The sequence below is a fragment of the Caballeronia sp. ATUFL_M2_KS44 genome, from assembly GCF_023630965.1.
Classification (GTDB): Bacteria; Pseudomonadota; Gammaproteobacteria; order Burkholderiales; family Burkholderiaceae; genus Caballeronia; species Caballeronia concitans.
The window spans coordinates 207,871-225,910 of sequence record NZ_JALQEA010000006.1 but is presented as its reverse complement, the minus strand read 5'-3'; the positions used below and the strand labels follow the sequence as shown (position 1 = coordinate 225,910).

The 18,040-nt window shown below is 62.7% G+C and carries 20 protein-coding genes and 1 tRNA gene; 16 read left to right on the top strand and 5 right to left on the bottom strand.

Going from position 1 to position 18,040, the window contains the following annotated elements:
* The first annotated feature begins 31 nt into the window (after positions 1-31).
* The 8 genes from lptA (at position 32) to NCR39_RS01105 (ending at position 7,385) form a co-directional block, all read left to right on the top strand.
* Positions 32-739: a lipopolysaccharide transport periplasmic protein LptA gene (lptA, locus tag NCR39_RS01140; protein ID WP_250450210.1), complete on the top strand. Its 708-nt coding sequence runs from the start codon at positions 32-34 to the stop codon at positions 737-739.
* On the top strand, positions 736-1,518 hold the full coding sequence (lptB, locus tag NCR39_RS01135; protein ID WP_250450209.1) for an LPS export ABC transporter ATP-binding protein: 783 nt from the start codon (positions 736-738) through the stop codon (positions 1,516-1,518). Before lptA ends, lptB begins: the two co-directional genes overlap by 4 nt.
* 161 nt (positions 1,519-1,679) lie before the next feature.
* Entirely contained in the window at positions 1,680-3,197 is a 1,518-nt protein-coding gene (locus NCR39_RS01130) for an RNA polymerase factor sigma-54 (protein ID WP_250450208.1), read from the top strand.
* A gap of 184 nt (positions 3,198-3,381) precedes the next feature.
* Positions 3,382-3,744, top strand: a complete 363-nt coding sequence (hpf, locus tag NCR39_RS01125; RefSeq protein ID WP_250450207.1) for a ribosome hibernation-promoting factor, HPF/YfiA family — start codon at positions 3,382-3,384, stop codon at positions 3,742-3,744.
* Between the two features lie 407 nt (positions 3,745-4,151).
* Positions 4,152-4,607 (top strand): PTS IIA-like nitrogen regulatory protein PtsN, encoded by a 456-nt coding sequence (gene ptsN, locus NCR39_RS01120; RefSeq protein ID WP_040053256.1) that lies wholly within the window; start codon positions 4,152-4,154, stop codon positions 4,605-4,607.
* 184 nt (positions 4,608-4,791) lie between these two features.
* Positions 4,792-5,760: an HPr(Ser) kinase/phosphatase gene (gene hprK, locus NCR39_RS01115; protein ID WP_008351692.1), complete on the top strand. Its 969-nt coding sequence runs from the start codon at positions 4,792-4,794 to the stop codon at positions 5,758-5,760.
* A gap of 60 nt (positions 5,761-5,820) precedes the next feature.
* On the top strand, positions 5,821-6,717 hold the full coding sequence (rapZ, locus tag NCR39_RS01110) for an RNase adapter RapZ (RefSeq protein ID WP_250450206.1): 897 nt from the start codon (positions 5,821-5,823) through the stop codon (positions 6,715-6,717).
* Positions 6,718-6,752: 35 nt separating this feature from the next.
* Positions 6,753-7,385, top strand: coding sequence for an LON peptidase substrate-binding domain-containing protein (locus NCR39_RS01105; protein ID WP_250450203.1), 633 nt, complete (start codon positions 6,753-6,755; stop codon positions 7,383-7,385).
* Between the two features lie 3 nt (positions 7,386-7,388).
* Here NCR39_RS01105 and mutY read toward each other — a convergent pair whose 3' ends face one another.
* Both mutY and mutM read right to left on the bottom strand, forming a co-directional pair.
* A complete protein-coding gene (gene mutY, locus NCR39_RS01100) occupies positions 7,389-8,450 on the bottom strand; it encodes an A/G-specific adenine glycosylase (RefSeq protein ID WP_250450201.1) in 1,062 nt (353 codons plus the stop codon).
* Between the two features lie 4 nt (positions 8,451-8,454).
* Positions 8,455-9,285: a bifunctional DNA-formamidopyrimidine glycosylase/DNA-(apurinic or apyrimidinic site) lyase gene (gene mutM / locus NCR39_RS01095; protein WP_250450199.1), complete on the bottom strand. Its 831-nt coding sequence runs from the start codon at positions 9,283-9,285 to the stop codon at positions 8,455-8,457.
* Between the two features lie 86 nt (positions 9,286-9,371).
* Here mutM and NCR39_RS01090 point away from each other — a divergent pair, with 86 nt between their 5' ends.
* The 8 genes from NCR39_RS01090 (at position 9,372) to hisC (ending at position 16,497) form a co-directional block, all read left to right on the top strand.
* Entirely contained in the window at positions 9,372-11,228 is a 1,857-nt protein-coding gene (locus tag NCR39_RS01090; RefSeq protein ID WP_250450197.1) for a tetratricopeptide repeat protein, read from the top strand.
* Positions 11,228-11,863, top strand: coding sequence for a lipoprotein insertase outer membrane protein LolB (gene lolB, locus NCR39_RS01085; protein WP_250450195.1), 636 nt, complete (start codon positions 11,228-11,230; stop codon positions 11,861-11,863). The genes NCR39_RS01090 and lolB overlap by 1 nt, the downstream gene beginning before the upstream one ends.
* A gap of 20 nt (positions 11,864-11,883) precedes the next feature.
* Positions 11,884-12,762 carry a 4-(cytidine 5'-diphospho)-2-C-methyl-D-erythritol kinase gene (gene ispE / locus NCR39_RS01080; protein WP_250450194.1) on the top strand — a complete coding sequence of 293 codons (879 nt, stop codon included), beginning with the start codon at positions 11,884-11,886 and terminating at the stop codon, positions 12,760-12,762.
* Positions 12,763-12,817: 55 nt separating this feature from the next.
* A tRNA-Gln gene (locus tag NCR39_RS01075) sits at positions 12,818-12,894 on the top strand.
* Between the two features lie 48 nt (positions 12,895-12,942).
* Positions 12,943-13,896, top strand: a complete 954-nt coding sequence (locus NCR39_RS01070; RefSeq protein ID WP_250450193.1) for a ribose-phosphate pyrophosphokinase — start codon at positions 12,943-12,945, stop codon at positions 13,894-13,896.
* Positions 13,897-14,045: 149 nt separating this feature from the next.
* A complete protein-coding gene (locus NCR39_RS01065) occupies positions 14,046-14,660 on the top strand; it encodes a 50S ribosomal protein L25/general stress protein Ctc (protein WP_040053049.1) in 615 nt (204 codons plus the stop codon).
* A gap of 145 nt (positions 14,661-14,805) precedes the next feature.
* A complete protein-coding gene (pth, locus tag NCR39_RS01060) occupies positions 14,806-15,408 on the top strand; it encodes an aminoacyl-tRNA hydrolase (RefSeq protein WP_040053050.1) in 603 nt (200 codons plus the stop codon).
* 21 nt (positions 15,409-15,429) lie between these two features.
* Entirely contained in the window at positions 15,430-16,497 is a 1,068-nt protein-coding gene (hisC, locus tag NCR39_RS01055; protein ID WP_250450191.1) for a histidinol-phosphate transaminase, read from the top strand.
* A 16-nt stretch (positions 16,498-16,513) separates the two neighbouring features.
* Here the strand turns inward: hisC and NCR39_RS01050 are convergent, their stop codons facing one another.
* The 3 genes from NCR39_RS01050 to coaD all read right to left on the bottom strand — a co-directional run bounded on the left by NCR39_RS01050 (position 16,514) and on the right by coaD (position 18,023).
* The gene (locus NCR39_RS01050; RefSeq protein WP_040053052.1) at positions 16,514-16,771 is read right to left on the bottom strand and encodes a YfhL family 4Fe-4S dicluster ferredoxin; all 258 of its coding nucleotides are present in this window, start codon (positions 16,769-16,771) and stop codon (positions 16,514-16,516) included.
* A 78-nt stretch (positions 16,772-16,849) separates the two neighbouring features.
* Positions 16,850-17,413 carry an MASE1 domain-containing protein gene (locus tag NCR39_RS01045; protein ID WP_250450189.1) on the bottom strand — a complete coding sequence of 188 codons (564 nt, stop codon included), beginning with the start codon at positions 17,411-17,413 and terminating at the stop codon, positions 16,850-16,852.
* 103 nt (positions 17,414-17,516) lie between these two features.
* The gene (coaD, locus tag NCR39_RS01040) at positions 17,517-18,023 is read right to left on the bottom strand and encodes a pantetheine-phosphate adenylyltransferase (RefSeq protein ID WP_250450187.1); all 507 of its coding nucleotides are present in this window, start codon (positions 18,021-18,023) and stop codon (positions 17,517-17,519) included.
* Positions 18,024-18,040: the final 17 nt, after the last annotated feature.

Sequence of the window (18,040 nt, the reverse complement as noted above, 5' to 3'; positions counted from 1 at the left end):
ATCCCGGGCATTCCATCCGAACTGTGACTGCATGAATCAAAGCTTCCCTCGTCCCGATGGCGGCCCCGTGCGCGCAACGCTCGCGCGCCGCGCTGACCGCGCCAAGCGGGTGATGCGAGCCGCGCTGTCCGCCGCCGTCGCCGCGTTCGTCGCGCTGCCGCTCGCGGGCTTCGCGCCCGCCGCGCACGCCGAAAAGGCCGACCGCGACAAGCCGCTCAACATCGAAGCGGACAACATGTCCTACGACGATCTCAACCAGAAGAACGTCTTCACCGGCCACGTCGTCGCGACGAAAGGCACGATCATCATCAAGGCCGATCGCGTCGACGTGACGCAAGATCCGCAGGGCTATCAATACGCGACGGGCACGTCGAACGGCAACACGCTTTCGTATTTCCGCCAGAAGCGCGACAACGTCAACGAGTACATCGAAGGCAACGCCGTGCGTATCGACTACGACGGCAAGAACGACTTCACCAAGCTCACGACGCGCGCGGTCGTGCGCCGCCTGCAAGGCCTGACCACGGTTCAGGACGAAGTGCGCGGCAGCGTCATCACGTATGACGGCCAGAAGGACTTCTACACCGCGTCGGCGGGCAAGGACGTCGCGAGCCCCGGCAATCCGTCCGGCCGCGTGCGCGCGATGCTCGCTCCGCGCTCGGGCGGCGCCGCGCCGCTGAACGGGTCGCCCGCCACCCTCGCACCGTCGAACACCATTCAAGGAACGCCGCAGCAGTGAACGCCTCCGCCACGCCTCAAGCCAAGCCGGACGGCAAGTCGAGTTCGCTCGTCGTCCGCAATCTGAAGAAGCGTTACGGCTCGCGCACGGTGGTCAAGGACGTGTCGCTCGACGTGAAAAGCGGTGAAGTCGTCGGACTGCTCGGCCCGAACGGCGCGGGCAAGACGACATCGTTCTACATGATCGTCGGCCTGGTGCCGCTCGATGCCGGCGAAATCGATCTCGACGGCAAGTCCATCAGCCTGCTGCCGATCCATCAACGCGCGCATCTCGGCTTGTCGTATTTGCCGCAGGAAGCGTCCGTGTTCAGGAAGCTGACCGTCGAGCAGAACATCCGCGCGGTGCTGGAGTTGCAAACGGACGCGTCGGGCAAGCGGCTTTCGAAGGACGTCATCGCACAGCGTGCGGAAGCGTTGCTCGACGAACTCCAGATTGCGCATCTGCGTGACAATCCGGCGCTTTCGCTGTCGGGCGGCGAACGGCGGCGCGTGGAAATCGCGCGCGCGCTCGCGACGAATCCGAGCTTCATCCTGCTCGACGAGCCGTTCGCGGGCGTCGATCCGATCGCCGTGCTGGAAATCCAGAAGATCGTGAAGTTTCTGAAGCAGCGCAACATCGGCGTGCTCATCACGGACCACAACGTGCGCGAGACGCTCGGCATCTGCGACCACGCATACATCATCAGCGACGGCAGCGTGCTCGCGGCCGGCGCGCCCAACGAAATCATCGAGAACGAAAGCGTGCGGCGCGTGTATCTCGGTGAACACTTCCGCATGTGACGCCCGCCTGCACGATGCGAATTAGCGACCGATTGCCGCACCGCATCGGAAGGAAAACAGCAAAACTTACGTGCCGCCCGTCGAGGCGGCACGCGCTTTTTTGGATTCGCTGCGAGGTTTCGCGCGCGTGGCAAACTCTCTACAATGAATAAAACTTTGCCATGAAAGCCAGCCTCCAACTCCGCCTATCGCAGCATCTTGCGCTGACCCCGCAACTGCAACAGTCCATCCGGCTGCTGCAGTTGTCGACGCTCGAATTGCAGCAGGAAGTGGCAATGGCCGTCGCGCAAAACCCGCTGCTCGAGAACGAAGACGACTGGATCGCGAGTCCGCTGCGCGTCGCGTCGGACGGTTCGCTCATCACGTCGCCTGCTTCGGGCAACGCCGCGCCCGAGCCGATGATGAGCAACGGCTCCAGTTCGAGTTCGTCTAGCTCCGAGCGTTCGGAAAGCAGCGAACCGCAGGGCGTCGACGAATACAACGGCATGAGTTCGGATGGCGGCGCCGATTCCAGCTCGTGGAATCTCGAAGACTACGGCCGCTCGAACAACGCGTCCGACGACGACGATCTCCCGCCGCTGCAAATCCACGAGTCCACGACCACGCTGCGCGATCATCTGACCGCGCAGCTTCGCATGACGCAGGCGAATCAGCGGGATCGCGCGCTCATCACGTTTCTGATCGAATCGCTCGACGAAGACGGTTACCTGACTGCGTCGCTCGATGAAATCCAGACGGATTTGCCGGACGAACTCGAAGTCGATGTCGACGAACTCAGCGCGGCACTCGCCTTGCTGCAGAGCTTCGACCCGCCGGGCGTGGGCGGGCGATCGGCGTCGGAATGCCTGAAGCTGCAGTTGCTGCGGCTCGATGCCTCGGCCACGCGCACGCTGGCGCTGGAAATCGTCACGAATCATCTGGAATTGCTCGCCGCACGCGACTTCACGCGTCTGCGCAAGCAACTGAAGGCAAGCGACGACGCGCTGCGGGACGCGCATTTGCTGATCAAGTCGCTGGAGCCGTTTCCGGGCGCCGCGTACGGCAAGAGCGAAGCGGATTACGTGGTGCCGGACATCCTCGTGCGCAAGACCACGGGCGGATGGACGGCGGAACTGAATCCGGAAATCGTGCCGAAGCTGCGGATCAACCATTTGTACGCGAACATCTTGCGGAACAATCGCGGCGATCCGGGCAGCGGTTCGCTGCGCCAACAGCTCCAGGAAGCACGCTGGCTGATCAAGAATATCCAGCAGCGTTTCGAGACGATTCTTCGTGTCGCGCAGGCAATCGTGGAGCGTCAGAAGAACTTTTTCGCACATGGCGAAATCGCCATGCGCCCCTTGGTTTTGAGGGAGATTGCTGATACGCTGGGCTTACACGAATCGACGGTTTCGCGTGTGACGACCGGGAAGTACATGCTCACTCCCTTCGGGACGCTTGAATTTAAGTACTTCTTTGGATCACACGTTTCAACCGACACAGGAGGCGCGGCGTCGTCCACGGCGATCCGTGCCCTCATCAAGCAACTGATAGGAGCGGAAGATCCCAAAACTCCTCTTTCAGACAGCCGCATCGCCGAACTGCTGGCGGAACAGGGTTTCGTGGTTGCGCGGCGCACCGTAGCCAAATACCGCGAAGCGCTGCGCATCCCCGCAGTGAATCTGCGCAAGTCTCTTTGATCCCGTCTCTGTGATCCGCCGCATGTCGTGGCGGATTTTTACCGGCCGTATCGCGCGAGCGAGTACGAGCCGGCCGCGCGGCCCGCTCCTTGCGCTTCTTCAGACAAGCACACGGAACGGGCGCCCGCCGACCGGTATCGGGCAAGCCGCCGTGGTTCAACGGCCATTAGCTTGGAGAGCAACTATGAATCTGAAGATCAGTGGACACCACCTCGAATTGACGCCTGCGTTGCGCGAGTTTGTGATCACGAAACTGGACAGGGTCCTCCGTCATTTCGATCAAGTGATGGATGGCAACGTTGTCCTCTCGGTCGACACTCATAGTAGGGAAAAGGACAAGCGCAACAAGGCGGAAATCAATCTTCATCTGAAGGGCAAGGACATCTTCATCGAGAGTTGTGACGCTGATATGTACGCGGCGATCGACCTGATGGTCGACAAGCTGGATCGGCAGGTCATCCGGCACAAGGACAAGATTCAGGGCCACGCCCACGAATCCGTGAAGTACCGCGAAGAGGTGCATCAGACCGAAGCGCCGTCGCCCTGAAGGTGACGAAGACAAACCCGTGCAAGTCTGACTAGCGCAAGACCGGCGAGCGCGCCTCGAATGGCGGCTCGATTCGAAGAGTTCCTCGAATCCGGCGACGCCTTCTCAGACAGGCACCCGAAGCAAGCCGCCAATTGGCGGCTTTTTTGTTGCACTTTTCACGGTGGCGTGGCACAAAGCCTTGATTCTTTGCACTTTGTGCTGCACATTCCATTGCAGTGACACGCTCATGGCGCGCCGCACCATCGCGCTTTGGCCTGTTCTATAATGGTCCGGTTATTATGGGGTCGCCGAACAGCAACGCTGCAGGGAACGCCGCAAGCGCATCTTCCGTTTCACCATCGCCGTGAGCGCTTTCAGACAGCAGCCACGATGAGGAGCTATCAGGCCACGCATCGCCTGCCAACATGAATCGTTTAGCCAAATTTCTTCCCATCGAGAACGTCGTTCTCGGACTGTCCGTTACCAGCAAGAAACGTGTATTCGAGCAAGCGGGCCTGATTTTCGAGAACCAGAACGGCATCGCCCGCAGCACCGTTACCGACAACCTCTTCGCTCGCGAACGCCTCGGCTCGACCGGCCTCGGCGAGGGCGTCGCCATTCCGCACGGCCGTATCAAGGGGCTGAAGCAGCCGCTCGCCGCCTTCGTGCGCTTGGCCGAACCGGTTGCGTTCGAATCGCCGGACGGCCAGCCCGTCTCGTTGCTGATCTTCCTGCTCGTGCCCGAACAAGCCACGCAGCAGCATCTGGAAATCCTCTCGGAGATCGCGCAACTGCTCTCCGACAGCGAGGCGCGCGAGCGTCTGAACAAAGAAGAAAACCGTGAGGCGCTTTATCAAGTCCTCACGCAGTGGCAACCGTAAACGCCGCATCGACACCTGCAAACCGCCTTCCGGCGCGTCGGGCGCCGCTCGAGGCGCCACGGTCGTCTCGCGCAGGCGGTGCTTCTGCGGCACAATCGGTCAAAAGCAGCGCCATGCGGCGAATCGAAGCAAACGGCTCCGACACGCGAAGGCTGCTCCCGGCTTCCAACGGAGTTCCGGCCTCATGGATACGTCCAGCATCAACGCCCAAAGCATTTTCGACGACAACGCCGCCGCTCTGAAGCTCAGCTGGCTCACCGGGCATGAAGGCTGGGAGCGCGGCTTTTCGAGCGAGACGGTCGCGAACGCGACATCCAGCGCCGATCTCGTCGGCCACTTGAACCTGATTCACCCGAACCGCATTCAGGTGCTCGGCGACGCCGAGATCAACTACTACCAGCGCCAGTCCGACGAAGACCGCTCGCGCCACATGGCCGAGCTGATCGCGCTGGAGCCGCCGTTTCTGGTCGTCGCGGGCGAAGTGGGCGCGCCACCCGAACTCGTGCTTCGCTGCACGCGATCGTCGACGCCGCTTTTCACCACGCGCATGTCGGCGGCGGCGGTCATCGACAGCCTGCGCGCGTACATGTCGCGCATTCTCGCGCCGCGCGCGACGCTGCACGGCGTGTTCATCGACATTCTCGGCATGGGCGTGCTGCTCACCGGCGATTCCGGTCTCGGCAAGAGCGAACTCGGCCTGGAACTCATCAGCCGCGGCCACGGTCTCGTTGCAGACGATGCCGTCGATTTCGTGCGTCTCGGCCCGGATTTCGTCGAGGGACGCTGTCCGCCGCTGTTGCAGAATCTGCTGGAAGTACGCGGCCTCGGCCTGCTCGACATCAAGACGATCTTCGGCGAAACCGCCGTGCGGCGAAAGATGAAGCTCAAGCTGATCGTGCAACTCGTGCGCCGTCCGGACGGCGAATTCCAGCGGCTTCCGCTGGAGAGCCAGACGGTCGATGTGCTCGGCCTGCCGATCAGCAAAGTGACCATTCAAGTGGCGGCGGGGCGCAACCTCGCCGTGCTGGTCGAAGCGGCCGTGCGCAATACCATCCTGCAGTTGCGTGGAATCGATACCTTGCGGGATTTCATGGATCGCCAGCGGCTGGCGATGCAGGACCCGGACAGCCAGTTTCCCGGCAAATTGATCTGAAGCCCGCGCCCGATTCGGATCATATGCCGGTGCTAAGATAAAGCGAACGAGCACATTCCCATGCGTATCATCCTGATCACCGGCATTTCCGGCTCCGGCAAGTCCGTCGCGCTCAACGCGCTGGAAGACGGCGGCTACTACTGCGTCGACAACCTGCCTCCGCGCTTTTTGCCCGAGCTCGCCGCCTACCTCGCGAGCGAAGGACAGCAACGGCTCGCCGTCGCGATCGACGCCCGTTCGAGCCTTTCGCTCGACGAAGTGCCCGCGATCATCGACAACTTGGCGCGCGCCTATGACCTGCGCGTGCTGTTCCTCAACGCGAGCACGCAGTCGCTCATTCAACGCTTTTCGGAAACGCGCCGCCGCCATCCGCTGTCCGGGCCGCCGGTGCATGACGCGAGCGTCGGCGTGTTGAATTCGCTGGGCGAAGCGATCGAGCGCGAGCGCGAACTCGTCGCGGGTCTTGCGGAATACGGCCATCAGATCGACACCAGCAACCTGCGCGCGAACGTGTTGCGCGCCTGGGTGAAGCGCTTCGTCGAAACCGACGCCGCAGATCTCACGCTGATGTTCGAATCGTTCGGATTCAAGCGCGGCGTGCCGCTCGACGCCGATCTCGTTTTCGACGTGCGCACGCTGCCGAATCCGTACTATGACCGCGAGTTGCGTCCGTTCACCGGGCTCGATCAGCCGATCATCGATTATTTGTCCGCGCAGCCCATGGTCGGCGAGATGATCGACGACATCGGCGGGTTCGTCGGCAAATGGCTGCCGCGTTTTCGCGACGACAACCGCAGCTATCTGACGGTCGCGATCGGCTGCACGGGCGGGCAGCATCGTTCGGTGTACATCGCAGAGGCGCTCGCCGCGCGCTTTCGCGAAGAGGCAAACGTGATCGTGCGGCATCGTGACGCGCCCATCCCCGTGGATGACAGCGCGACCCACACGCGAACCTGATCGCCGCGCCGGCGATCCACCCCTGGAGGGGCGCGATGTCTTCGAATCCCGTTCTAGCCGATCTGCCGCTGTTCCCGCTTCACACCGTGCTGTTTCCCGGCGGCATGCTGCCGCTCAAGATTTTCGAGGCGCGCTATCTCGACATGGCGCGCGCCTGTCTGCGCGAAGGCACGCCGTTCGGCGTGTGCCTGCTGAAGAGCGGACACGAAGTCGCGTCTCCGGGCGATCCTTCGGTGCCGGAAAGCGTCGGCTGTCTCGCGGAAATCACCGAATGCGATGTCGATACCTTCGGCCTCTTGCTCGTGCAGGCGCGCGGCACGGAGCGCTTCCGGCTGCTTTCGCATCGCGTGGAGCCGAGCAATCTGCTCGTCGGCATGGCGGAGCTATACGGGGAAGACCGGCCGCTGCAAGGCGCCGAAGTGCTCGCGAAGTTCGGCGCGTGCGCGGAAGTGCTGGAGCGGATCATCGAGACGATCAAGGTGCGCGAGCCGCAGAACCTTCCGTTCGTCGAGCCCTTTCTGTTCGACGATCCGACGTGGGTCTCCAACCGCTTAGCCGAAATCCTGCCGATTCCCATGCGCGCCCGCCAGAAGCTGATGGAACTGCTCGATGCCGGCGCGCGCATCGACGTGGTGCATCACTACATGCAGCATCATCAGTTGCTGTAGCGCTCAGATCAGCGAACCGGTCAGCGCGTCGATCAGCTTGCGCACGGGCGCGGGCACGCCGAACGAATCGATGCGCGACAGCGGCGCCCAAACGGTGCCGGCATCCATCGCCTCTTGCGGCGCGCCGCGCGCCTGCCCCAAGCGAGGCTCGATCTCCAGCTTGAAATGCGTGAACGTGTGCGACAAAGGCGCGAGGCGTTCCAGATGCGCTTCGCCGCCGAGGTTGTGCGCGACCGCCGCCAGCGCCGCTTCGTCGGGCGCTTCGGGCAGACTCCACAAGCCGCCCCAAATGCCCGTCGGCGGACGCTTTTCGAGCAGGATCGAGTCGCCGTCCTTCAGCACGAGCATCCACGTCTTGCGCGTCGGCACGGCTTTCTTCGGACGCGCCGCCGGCAGTTCGCGCTGCCGCCCTTCGACATTCGCGACGCAATCCGGTGCGAACGGACAGCGCGCGCAATCCGGCTTGCCGCGCACGCAGAGCGTCGCGCCGAGGTCCATCAGGCCTTGCGTGTAGGCGGTGACGTCGGCCTTGTCGGCGGCGTCGGGCAACAGCGATTCCGCCAGCGTCCACATCGCGTTCTCCACGCGCTTTTCGCCCGGAAAACCCTCGACGCCGAACACGCGCGCGAGCACGCGCTTCACGTTGCCGTCGAGAATCGTCGCGCGCGCGCCGAATGCGAACGACGCGATCGCCGCCGCCGTCGACCGGCCGATGCCCGGCAGTTCCGCGAGTTCGTCGACGGTCTGCGGAAACGCGCCGCCATGCTCGTACGCGACGGCCTGCGCGCAGCGATGCAGATTGCGCGCGCGCGAGTAGTAGCCGAGGCCGGCCCATAACGCCATGACGTCGTCGATGGGCGCGTCGGCGAGCATCGTCACGGTCGGAAAGCGTTCGAGAAAGCGCGCGTAGTACGGAATGACCGTCGAAACCTGCGTCTGCTGCAGCATGATTTCCGAAAGCCAGATGCGATACGCGTCGCGCGTGTTTTGCCACGGCAGGTCGTGACGGCCGTGAATGCGTTGCCACGCGATCAGGCGGCTGGAGAAATCTTTGAGTGCGAGCATGGGATTAGCGTTGACAGCGCGGACAGAAGTACGTCGACCGCTGCCCTTGAACGATTTGCCTGATCGCCGTCCCGCAGACGTGGCACGGCAGACCCGCGCGATCATAGACGAAATAGTCGAGCTGGAAGTAACCCGACTCGCCGTTGCTGCCGACGAAATCGCGCAGCGTGCTGCCGCCCTTTTCGATGGCCGCGGCGAGCGTCGCGCGCACCGCGTCCGCGAGCAGGTCGTAGCGCACGAGCGAGATGCGCCCGGCGGCGGTCGTCGGCCGGATACCCGCGCGAAAGAGGCTCTCGGACGCATAAATGTTCCCGACGCCCACGACGATATCGCCCGCGAGCAGCGCCTGTTTCACCGATACCTTGCGCCCGCGCGTCGCACGAAACAGCAGCGCGCCCGAGAACTCCGGCGAGAACGGCTCGACGCCGAGACTCGCGAGCAGCGGATGCTTCAGCACGTCGCCGTCGCCGCGCGGATGCCAGAGGATCGCCCCGAAGCGGCGCGGATCGCGAAAACGCAGAATGAAGTCGTCGAAAATCAGATCGACGTGATCGTGCTTCGCGGCATCCGGCGGACGCGGCACGTTACGCAACACGCGCAGCGTCCCGGTCATGCCGAGATGGACGATGAGCCACCCTTGCGCCGTTTCGAACAGCAGATACTTGCCGCGCCGTTCGACCTTCTCGATTTTCAGATGCGCGAGCGTCTTCGCGAGATGCGCCGGAATGGGCCAGCGCAGCGCCGGCGTGCGCACGTCGACATGTTCGACGCGCCTTCCCGCCACGTAGGGTTCGATTCCCCTGCGGGTGACTTCGACTTCCGGCAGTTCTGGCATTTTTCCTGGAGAGAGACTTGCTGGGGCGAGTGTGCCGGTATTTTAGCCACCGCGTTACAATCGACCGAAACATCGTCTGGAATTCCATGAACTCGTTCGTCATGAAGCTGTTTGCGAAGCGTCAGGCCGGCTTGACGCAATCGTTCGCCATGCCAATGTCACGCGTTGCCGGTGCGGTGGCGCTCGCCATGGCCGCACTCGCGTTCGCGCCCGCGTATGCGCAGGCGCCGGACGCCACGCCTGTTCCGACCGACGACGATTCCGCCGCCGCATCCGCCGCCGATGCCATCACCGCGCCGGTGAGCGGCGCCGAGCAGCAAGACCTGCCGAACGTCGCGATGTCCAGCCAGATCGTGTTCCAGGTTCTGGCGGCGGAAGTCGCGCTGCAGCGCGGCCAGCCCGCGCCCGCGTATCAGACGTATCTCTCGCTCGCCCGCGACACGCACGATCCGCGCTTCGCCCAGCGTGCGACGGAAATCGCCATTGCCGCGCAAAGCCCGAACGACGCACTCACGTCCGCGCAACTCTGGCAGCAGTTCGCGCCGCATTCGGAACGCGCGGCGCAACTGAGCGCGTCGCTATTGATCGTGTCGGGCAAGCCCGATGACGCGAAGCCCACGCTCGAACGCGAACTCGCCAAGGTTGCGCCGGAACAGCGCGGCGAAGCCATTCTCTCGCTGCAGAGCTTGCTCGCGCGCGGCCCGAATCGCGTCGGCGGGCTGAACGTGCTGAAGGACCTCACCGCGAACGATCAGGACCGCCCGGAAACGCAGCTCGCGCTCGCGCGTCAGCAACTGCTCGCGGACGATCAGCCGGGCGCGAAGGCATCGCTCGAAAAGGCGCTTCAGCTTCGCCCGGACTATCTGCCCGCTGCGCTGACGCTCGCCCGCATGGGGCCGCAGGAACGCGCCGAGGGCATCGCTTCGTTCGAGAAGTATCTCGACAAGAATCCGAAATCGCATGACGCGCGGCTTGCGCTGGCGCAGTTGTATCTGTCGTCCGACAGACTCGACGACGCGCAGAAGCAGTTCGAGATCATGCGCAAGAACGATTCGAAGGACCTCACGCCGTTGATGGCGCTCGCGCTCATCAACATCCAGAAGAAGCAGTTCGACAAGGCGAAGGACTACCTGAACCAGTACGCGAAGGCGGCGGAAACCGCGCCGAACGGCGATCCGGGCCAGGCGTACATCTATCTCGCGCAACTGTCGCTGGAACAGAAGGACGAAGCGACCGCGAGCCAGTGGCTCGACAAGATTCCGCGCACGAGCCAGCAGTATCTGCCCGCGCAGGTCACGCGTGCGCAATTGCTCGCGAAGCAAGGCAAGGTGGATGAAGCGCGCGCGCTGATCGGCAGCCTGCAAAGCTCGGATCCGCGCGATCTGGCGCTGCTCGCCCGCACCGATTCCGCGATTCTTTTCGAGGCGCATCGCTACAAGGAAGCCGAGGAGAATCTCGCGAAGGCGGTCGCCGCGTTCCCCGACGATCCCGACCTCATCTACGACTACGCGATGGCCGCCGAAAAGAACGGTCACTTCGACGTGATGGAAACGCAGTTGCGCACGCTGATGCGCACGCAGCCGACCAATCCGCAGGCCTTCAACGCGCTCGGCTATTCGCTGGTCGATCGCAATCAGCGCCTCGACGAAGCCGTGCAGTTGATCGAGAAGGCCGTCGCGCTCGCGCCGAACGACGCGTTCATCATGGACAGTCTCGGCTGGGCGCGCTTCCGTCAGGGCAATTCCGCCGAGGCCGAGAAGATCCTCAAGAATGCTTATAACCTTCAGCCGAACGCGGAAATCGGCGCGCATCTCGGCGAAGTGCAGTGGAAGTCCGGGCAGCAGGATCAGGCGCGCGCCACGTGGCGTCAGGCGCAGAAGCTCGAACCCGACAACGATACGCTCGTCAAAACGCTAAAACGACTTCAGGTAAACGATCTTTGATGGCATTCGATTTCCTCGCCGGCGCGCGCGGCCGTCTCGTTCGCCGCGGCGCGCTCGGCTTCGCGGCGGCTGCCGCGCTCGTGTTGTCCGGCTGCGCGGTGCAGCCGCGCGTTCCGAATACGTCGGCTGCATCGACTTCGCTGTCGACGCAAACGAGCCGTGCGTATCACGGCCGCTTCGCGGTGCAGTACAACGATCAGAACGGCGCGCAGCGCAACGCCTACGGCAACTTCGACTGGCAGGAAACGGGCGACACCGTCACGCTCCAGTTGCGCAATCCGCTCGGGCAGACAATGGCGATCGTGACATCGTCGCCGTCGCTCGCCACGCTCGAGTTGCCGAATCGTCAGCCGGTCAATGCCGACAACGTCTCCGATCTGATGCAGAACACGCTCGGTTTCGCGTTGCCGGTCGAAGGCTTGCGGTACTGGCTGCAACCGTCGGCCGCGCCGAGTTCGCGCGCAGAGACGACGCTGGATCCGGAATCGAACAATGGTCGTCCTAAGGAAATCAAACAGGACGGCTGGACAATCGACTATCTGGCCTATGCCGATGCGCCTGCCGTGGGCGTCAAGCGCCTGAACCTGACGCGCAACGAACCGCCGCTTGACATCAAGCTCGTGCTCGATCAATAACGCCTTATTGCCGCTTTTGCATGTCCTCCACCGATTCGATCCGTGACTGCCTCGCGCCCGCGAAGCTGAACCTGTTCCTCCACATCACGGGCCGCCGTCCGGATGGCTATCACGCGCTGCAGACCGTGTTTCAGTTGCTCGATTGGGGCGACGTCCTGCACTTCACGCGCCGCGACGATGGCCTCATCACGCGCATCACGGACGTACCCGGCGTGGCGCAGGACGACGATCTCGTCGTGCGGGCCGCGCGGTTGCTTCAGCAGCACACGGGCAGCCGCTACGGTGTGCAGATCGAGATCGACAAGCGTTTGCCGATGGGCGCAGGGCTTGGCGGAGGCAGTTCCGACGCTGCGACCACTCTTTTGGCGTTGAATCGTCTATGGGGAGTTGACCTTTCGCGTGAAACTCTGCAGAATCTCGCCCTGCAACTCGGCGCGGACGTGCCGTTTTTTGTCTTCGGGCAAAATGCATTTGCGGAAGGAGTAGGTGAAGCGCTTCAGGCGGTTGAATTGCCGAAACGTTTCTTCCTGGTAGTCACTCCCGACGTTCACGTTCCGACCGCAGCGATTTTTTCGGAAAAGGCCTTGACAAGGAACACCGAAGTCGCCAAAATAACGGACTTTCTTGCACAGCAAAAGTCAGACACAAACTGGCCAGACAGCTTCGGTCGAAACGACATGCAGGCTGTAGTTGCAGGAAAGTATGCGGAAGTTGCTAAGGTGCTCGAGTGGTTTTCCAATCTCGCACCAGCGCGAATGACAGGGTCTGGAGCAAGCGTGTTTGCTGCCTTCCCCAGCCAGGCCGAAGCAGAGATGGCGCAAGCCAAGCTGCCGGCAAGCTGGAAAAGCGTGGTAACAGGCAGTCTGGATTATCATCCTCTCTTCGCTTTCGCGTCATAGGTTTTGTTTTGTCGGGTATGTCCTACACTTCCCGGCAAGATTCAAAGTTAAGTGTAGGGGAGTCGCCAAGTTGGTCAAGGCACCGGATTTTGATTCCGGCATGCGAGGGTTCGAGTCCTTCCTCCCCTGCCATTCTTTCTCTAGCATTTCCTCTCGCCTCCAGCCGCAGACAGGTGCACGATGAGCAGTGACGGCCTGATGGTTTTTACTGGCAACGCAAATCCCGCGCTTGCACAGGAAGTCGTCAAAATCCTTGGAATTCCTCTCGGCAAAGCGATGGTCAGCCGTTTCTCCGACGGCGAGATCATGGTCGAGATTCAGGAAAACGTTCGAGGCAAGGACGTATTCGTTCTGCAGTCCACCTGCGCACCGACGAACGATAACCTGATGGAACTGATGATCATGGTCGATGCGCTCAAGCGCGCATCCGCAGGCCGGATCACCGCAGCTATCCCCTACTTCGGTTATGCGCGTCAGGATCGCCGTCCGCGTTCCGCGCGAGTGGCCATCTCGGCGAAGGTCGTGGCGAACATGCTGGAAATCGCCGGCGTCGATCGTGTCATCACGATGGACCTTCACGCCGACCAGATTCAAGGCTTCTTCGACATCCCCGTCGACAACATCTACGCTACGCCCGTTCTTCTCGGCGACCTGCGCAAGCAGAACCACGACCACCTGCTGGTCGTGTCGCCGGACGTCGGCGGTGTGGTGCGCGCGCGTGCGCTCGCCAAGCAGATGAACACGGATCTCGCCATCATCGACAAGCGCCGTCCCAAGGCGAATGTCGCTGAAGTGATGAACATCATCGGTGAAGTCGAAGGCCGCACCTGCGTCATCATGGACGACATGGTCGATACCGCCGGCACGCTCTGCAAGGCAGCGCAAGTGCTGAAGGATCGCGGTGCGAAGCAGGTCTTCGCGTACGCCACGCACCCGGTGTTGTCGGGCGGCGCGGCGGAGCGCATCACGACTTCGCAGCTCGACGAGCTCGTCGTGACCGACACCATCCCGCTGTCCGCGGAATCGCTCGCGTGCCCGAAGATTCGGCCGCTGTCGAGCGCGGGCCTGCTCGCGGAGACGTTTTCCCGCATCCGGCGCGGCGACTCGGTCATGTCGCTCTTCGCCGAAGGCTAAAAGAATTGGCAAGGAACGCGAGGCTCGGGCTTCGCGTTTTTGCTTGATCGGCGCGAACGGACGAAGGTTCGCGCCGTTTGTTATGGGGATCAGACATTTCAATGATCCCGGTTTCCCTGCCTGGTCGCGGGCAGATAGAGGAGTCGAATATGAAAGTCGTCGCTTTCGAGCGTAGCAAGCAAGGTACGGGTGCGAGCCGCCGCCTGCGTAACTCGGGCAAGACCCCGGGTATCGTGTACGGTGGTGCTTCGGACGTTCAACTGGTCGAACTGGACCACAACGCCCTGTGGCATGCCCTGAAGAAGGAAGTTTTCCATTCGTCGATTCTCGACCTGGAAGTCGCCGGCAGCTCGCAACAAGTTCTGCTGCGCGATGTGCAATATCACCCGTTCAAGCAGCTCGTGCTGCACGTGGACTTCCAGCGCGTCGACGCGACGAAGAAGCTGCACACCAAGGTGCCGCTGCACTTCATGAACCAAGAGACGAATCCGGCCGTGAAGCTCGCGGGCGCCGTCATCTCGCACGTCGCGACGGAACTGGAAGTGGAATGCCTGCCGGGCGATCTGCCTGAGTTCCTCGAAATCGATCTGGCCAAGATCGAAGCGGGCCAGACGATGCACGCGAAGGACATCGTGCTGCCGAAGGGCGTCGCGCTGACCGCGCACGTCGAGGCGGAAAACCCGGTGGTAGCATCGGCGACCGTTCCGGCTGCGAAGCAGTCCGACGCGGCTGCTGACGCAACTGGCGAAACGCCGGCTGCCTGAGTGCCTGCACGAGCGGCTTTGTAAGCACGCTGTAGTATCCTCTCGATCCGTTCCTCGAACGGTCGACGCGACCCGCCGGTGTGCAAGCCCCGGCGGGTTTTTTTCGCACTAAACGAAGCGGGCTCGCGGCTCGCGATGATTCGACATGATCAAGCTGATCGTCGGCCTCGGCAATCCGGGCGCCGAATACACCGCGACGCGGCATAACGCGGGCTTCTGGTTCATCGACCAACTGGCGCGCGACGCCGGCGCCACGCTGCGCGACGAGCGGCGTTTTCACGGCCATTACGGCCGTGGCCGTCTGCACGGCCACGAAATTCATCTGCTGGAGCCGCAGACGTTCATGAACCGCTCGGGGCAATCGGTCGTCGCGGTGGCGCAGTTCTTCAAGATTCTGCCGGACGAGATTCTCGTCGCGCACGACGAACTCGATCTTCCGCCCGGCACCGTCAAGATGAAGCTCGGCGGCGGCAGCGGCGGACACAACGGACTCAAGGACATTTCGGCGCATCTGTCGTCGCAGCAGTATTGGCGCTTGCGGATCGGCATCGGGCATCCGCGCGATCTGATTCCCGAAGGCGCGCGCGCGGGCGCGAAGCCCGATGTCGCGAATTTCGTGCTGAAGCCGCCGCGACGCGAGGAGCAGGATGTCATCGATCAGTCGATCGAGCGCGCGCTGGCCGTCATGCCGTTCGTCGTCGCGGGCGAAACCGAACGCGCGATGATGAACCTGCATCGCAATTCCTGACCCACGAACCTGGAGCCGACCGTGAGCCGTTTCTGGAGCGATATCGTTCACCGCCTGACGCCTTACGTGCCCGGCGAGCAGCCCGCGCTGGCGCATCCGGTCAAGCTGAACACGAACGAGAACCCGTATCCGCCGTCGCCGCGCGTGGTCGATGCGATCCGTCGCGAACTCGGGGACGACGGCGCGTCGCTGCGAAAGTATCCGGACCCGACGGCGCGCGCCCTGCGCGAGGCGGTGGCGGCGCATCACGGCTTGCGCGTCGAGCAGGTCTTTGCGGGCAACGGCTCCGACGAAGTGCTCGCGCACGCGTTTCAGGCGCTGCTCAAGCACGACGCGCCCATTCGCTTTCCGGATATCACGTATAGCTTTTATCCGGTGTACGCGAAGCTGTATGGCATCGAGTACGAGACGATTCCGCTCGACGACGATTTCGCCGTTCGCATCGACGGCTACCGCGCGCCGAACGGCGGCGTGCTGCTGCCGAATCCGAACGCGCCGACCGGCCGCGCATTGCCGCTCGCCGATATCGAAGCGTTGCTGAAAGCGAATCCCGATGCGCCCGTGATCGTCGACGAGGCGTACGTCGATTTCGGCGCGGAATCGGCGGTGACGCTTGTGAACGCGTATCCGAATCTGCTCGTCGTGCAGACGACATCGAAAGCGCGCTCGCTCGCGGGCATGCGCGTGGGCTTCGCATTCGGCGATGCCGCTTTGATCGACGCCCTCACGCGCGTGAAGGACAGCTTCAATTCGTATCCGCTCGATCGCCTGGCACAGGCGGCGGCGGTCGCGTCATACGAGGATCGGGCGTGGTTCGAGGCAAGCTGCGCGAAGGTGGTGGCGAGCCGCGAAAGGCTCGCCGCGCAGTTGCAGGAATTGGGATTCGACGTGGTGCCGTCGGCGGCCAACTTCGTGTTCGCGAAGCATCCGGCCCACGATGCCGCCGCGCTCGCTGGCGCGCTCAAGAAGCAGGAGATTTTCGTGCGTCACTTCGCGCTGCCGCGCATCGATCAGCATTTGCGCATTTCCATCGGCACGGACGCCGAATGCGATGCGCTCGTCGCGGCTTTGACGGCGCTTATCGCGTAGTGGTCCGCGAAAGGGCTTACGCGCCCTTCGCCGCCATCAGTGCGTGGTATTTCGTCAGCAACTGCTCGGGCGTTTCGGCGTGCGCCGGGTCGCGCGGAATGCATTCCACCGGGCAGACCTGCTGGCACTGAGGCTCGTCGAAGTGGCCGACGCATTCCGTGCACTTGTTCGGATCGATGACGTAGATATCCGTGCCCATCGAAATGGCGTCGTTCGGGCACTCGGGCTCGCAGACGTCGCAGTTGATGCACTCGTCGGTAATGATCAGGGACATGCTGCTACCGGCTTTCCGTTTAAAAACAATAAATTATAACGCCGGCAGCATTTTCGCGCGGGCCGTGCGCCTGAAATGTCAGCGCTCGGGCGCGTCCGTTTGGATTCGTCGCGACACCAGCGTCAGCACCAATTTCGACGCGTAAAGAACGATGAGCGCGCCGAGCAGATCGCCGATGAACATCAGCAAGAATCCTTCGACGAGATTCTGCGAATCCCCGCGCAACGCAAACCAGACGTGAGTCAGCAGCGGATTCGCGACCGAGTACGCCACCGCGAGCAGAAGCAAACGACGCGGCGTGAGATTCGCAAGCGACGCCTTCAGCCCGAACCACTCTCGCGCGAGCCGATAAACGGCATACGGCGCGATCGTCGCGATGATTCCGCCGGCGAATGCGCGAACCGGATCGTGAGGAAAGAAGTAGAAGAAATTGACGAGCCAGCTTGCCAGGAGCAGGCCGAGCGCGCCGTCGCCGCCTAGCATCAGCGTGCTGAGAAGCCTGACGCCCGACGGCAGATAGATCCAGTTGACGCCTCGCACGAACTCCGTGTGCGTGAAGATCTCCTCGTTGATCCAGAGGGACAACACGAACACGAGCGCGGTGCCGAGCACCAGGAAGACATGCGAGCGCAGATTGGACATGAGTGAAAACGTCGGCTACGCGTTGTTCGCCGGATTGCATCACGGCTCCGGCTGGAACCGGCGGCGCACAAACCATCCGCCGCCGATCCCGCGCCGCGCAGAGTCAGGGCGCCGATGGATCCTTCTGCATCGCACCGGCGACTTTATCCATCAGCCGCTTTTCCACCGACGGAAACACGAACTTGCTGACGTCGCCGCCAAGCTGCGCGATCTCGCGCACGATGGTGCCGGAAATGAACTGATACTGATCGGACGGCGTCATGAACATCGTTTCGACGTCGGGCAGCAGATAGCGATTCATCCCCGCCATCTGGAACTCGTACTCGAAATCGGAGACGGCGCGCAGGCCGCGCACGATCACGCGCGCGTTGTTCTTGCGCACGAAGTCCTTTAGAAGCCCGGTGAAGCTGCTCACCTGCACGTTCGGATAATGCCCGAGCACGTCGTGCGCGATATCCAGGCGCTCCTGCAGCGAGAAAAACGGCTTCTTTGCACGGCTGTCGGCCACGCCGACGACCAGCGTATCGAAAATGCTCGATGCGCGCCGCACGATGTCTTCATGCCCGCGCGTCAGCGGGTCGAACGTTCCCGGGTACACGGCGACAACCATGAGCTTCTCCTCTTCTA

What these genes read in the sequence shown, in the direction of transcription:
- lptA (WP_250450210.1), top strand. Translation starts at nt 32, where the DNA reads ATGAATCAAAGCTTCCCTCGTCCCGATGGCGGCCCCGTGCGCGCAACG.
- NCR39_RS01130 (WP_250450208.1), top strand. Translation starts at nt 1,680, where the DNA reads ATGAAAGCCAGCCTCCAACTCCGCCTATCGCAGCATCTTGCGCTGACC.
- hpf (WP_250450207.1), top strand. Translation starts at nt 3,382, where the DNA reads ATGAATCTGAAGATCAGTGGACACCACCTCGAATTGACGCCTGCGTTG.
- ptsN (WP_040053256.1), top strand. Translation starts at nt 4,152, where the DNA reads ATGAATCGTTTAGCCAAATTTCTTCCCATCGAGAACGTCGTTCTCGGA.
- hprK (WP_008351692.1), top strand. Translation starts at nt 4,792, where the DNA reads ATGGATACGTCCAGCATCAACGCCCAAAGCATTTTCGACGACAACGCC.
- rapZ (WP_250450206.1), top strand. Translation starts at nt 5,821, where the DNA reads ATGCGTATCATCCTGATCACCGGCATTTCCGGCTCCGGCAAGTCCGTC.
- NCR39_RS01105 (WP_250450203.1), top strand. Translation starts at nt 6,753, where the DNA reads ATGTCTTCGAATCCCGTTCTAGCCGATCTGCCGCTGTTCCCGCTTCAC.
- mutY (WP_250450201.1), bottom strand. Translation starts at nt 8,450, where the DNA reads ATGCTCGCACTCAAAGATTTCTCCAGCCGCCTGATCGCGTGGCAACGC.
- mutM (WP_250450199.1), bottom strand. Translation starts at nt 9,285, where the DNA reads ATGCCAGAACTGCCGGAAGTCGAAGTCACCCGCAGGGGAATCGAACCC.
- NCR39_RS01090 (WP_250450197.1), top strand. Translation starts at nt 9,372, where the DNA reads ATGAACTCGTTCGTCATGAAGCTGTTTGCGAAGCGTCAGGCCGGCTTG.
- lolB (WP_250450195.1), top strand. Translation starts at nt 11,228, where the DNA reads ATGGCATTCGATTTCCTCGCCGGCGCGCGCGGCCGTCTCGTTCGCCGC.
- ispE (WP_250450194.1), top strand. Translation starts at nt 11,884, where the DNA reads ATGTCCTCCACCGATTCGATCCGTGACTGCCTCGCGCCCGCGAAGCTG.
- NCR39_RS01070 (WP_250450193.1), top strand. Translation starts at nt 12,943, where the DNA reads ATGAGCAGTGACGGCCTGATGGTTTTTACTGGCAACGCAAATCCCGCG.
- NCR39_RS01065 (WP_040053049.1), top strand. Translation starts at nt 14,046, where the DNA reads ATGAAAGTCGTCGCTTTCGAGCGTAGCAAGCAAGGTACGGGTGCGAGC.
- pth (WP_040053050.1), top strand. Translation starts at nt 14,806, where the DNA reads ATGATCAAGCTGATCGTCGGCCTCGGCAATCCGGGCGCCGAATACACC.
- NCR39_RS01050 (WP_040053052.1), bottom strand. Translation starts at nt 16,771, where the DNA reads ATGTCCCTGATCATTACCGACGAGTGCATCAACTGCGACGTCTGCGAG.
- NCR39_RS01045 (WP_250450189.1), bottom strand. Translation starts at nt 17,413, where the DNA reads ATGTCCAATCTGCGCTCGCATGTCTTCCTGGTGCTCGGCACCGCGCTC.
- coaD (WP_250450187.1), bottom strand. Translation starts at nt 18,023, where the DNA reads ATGGTTGTCGCCGTGTACCCGGGAACGTTCGACCCGCTGACGCGCGGG.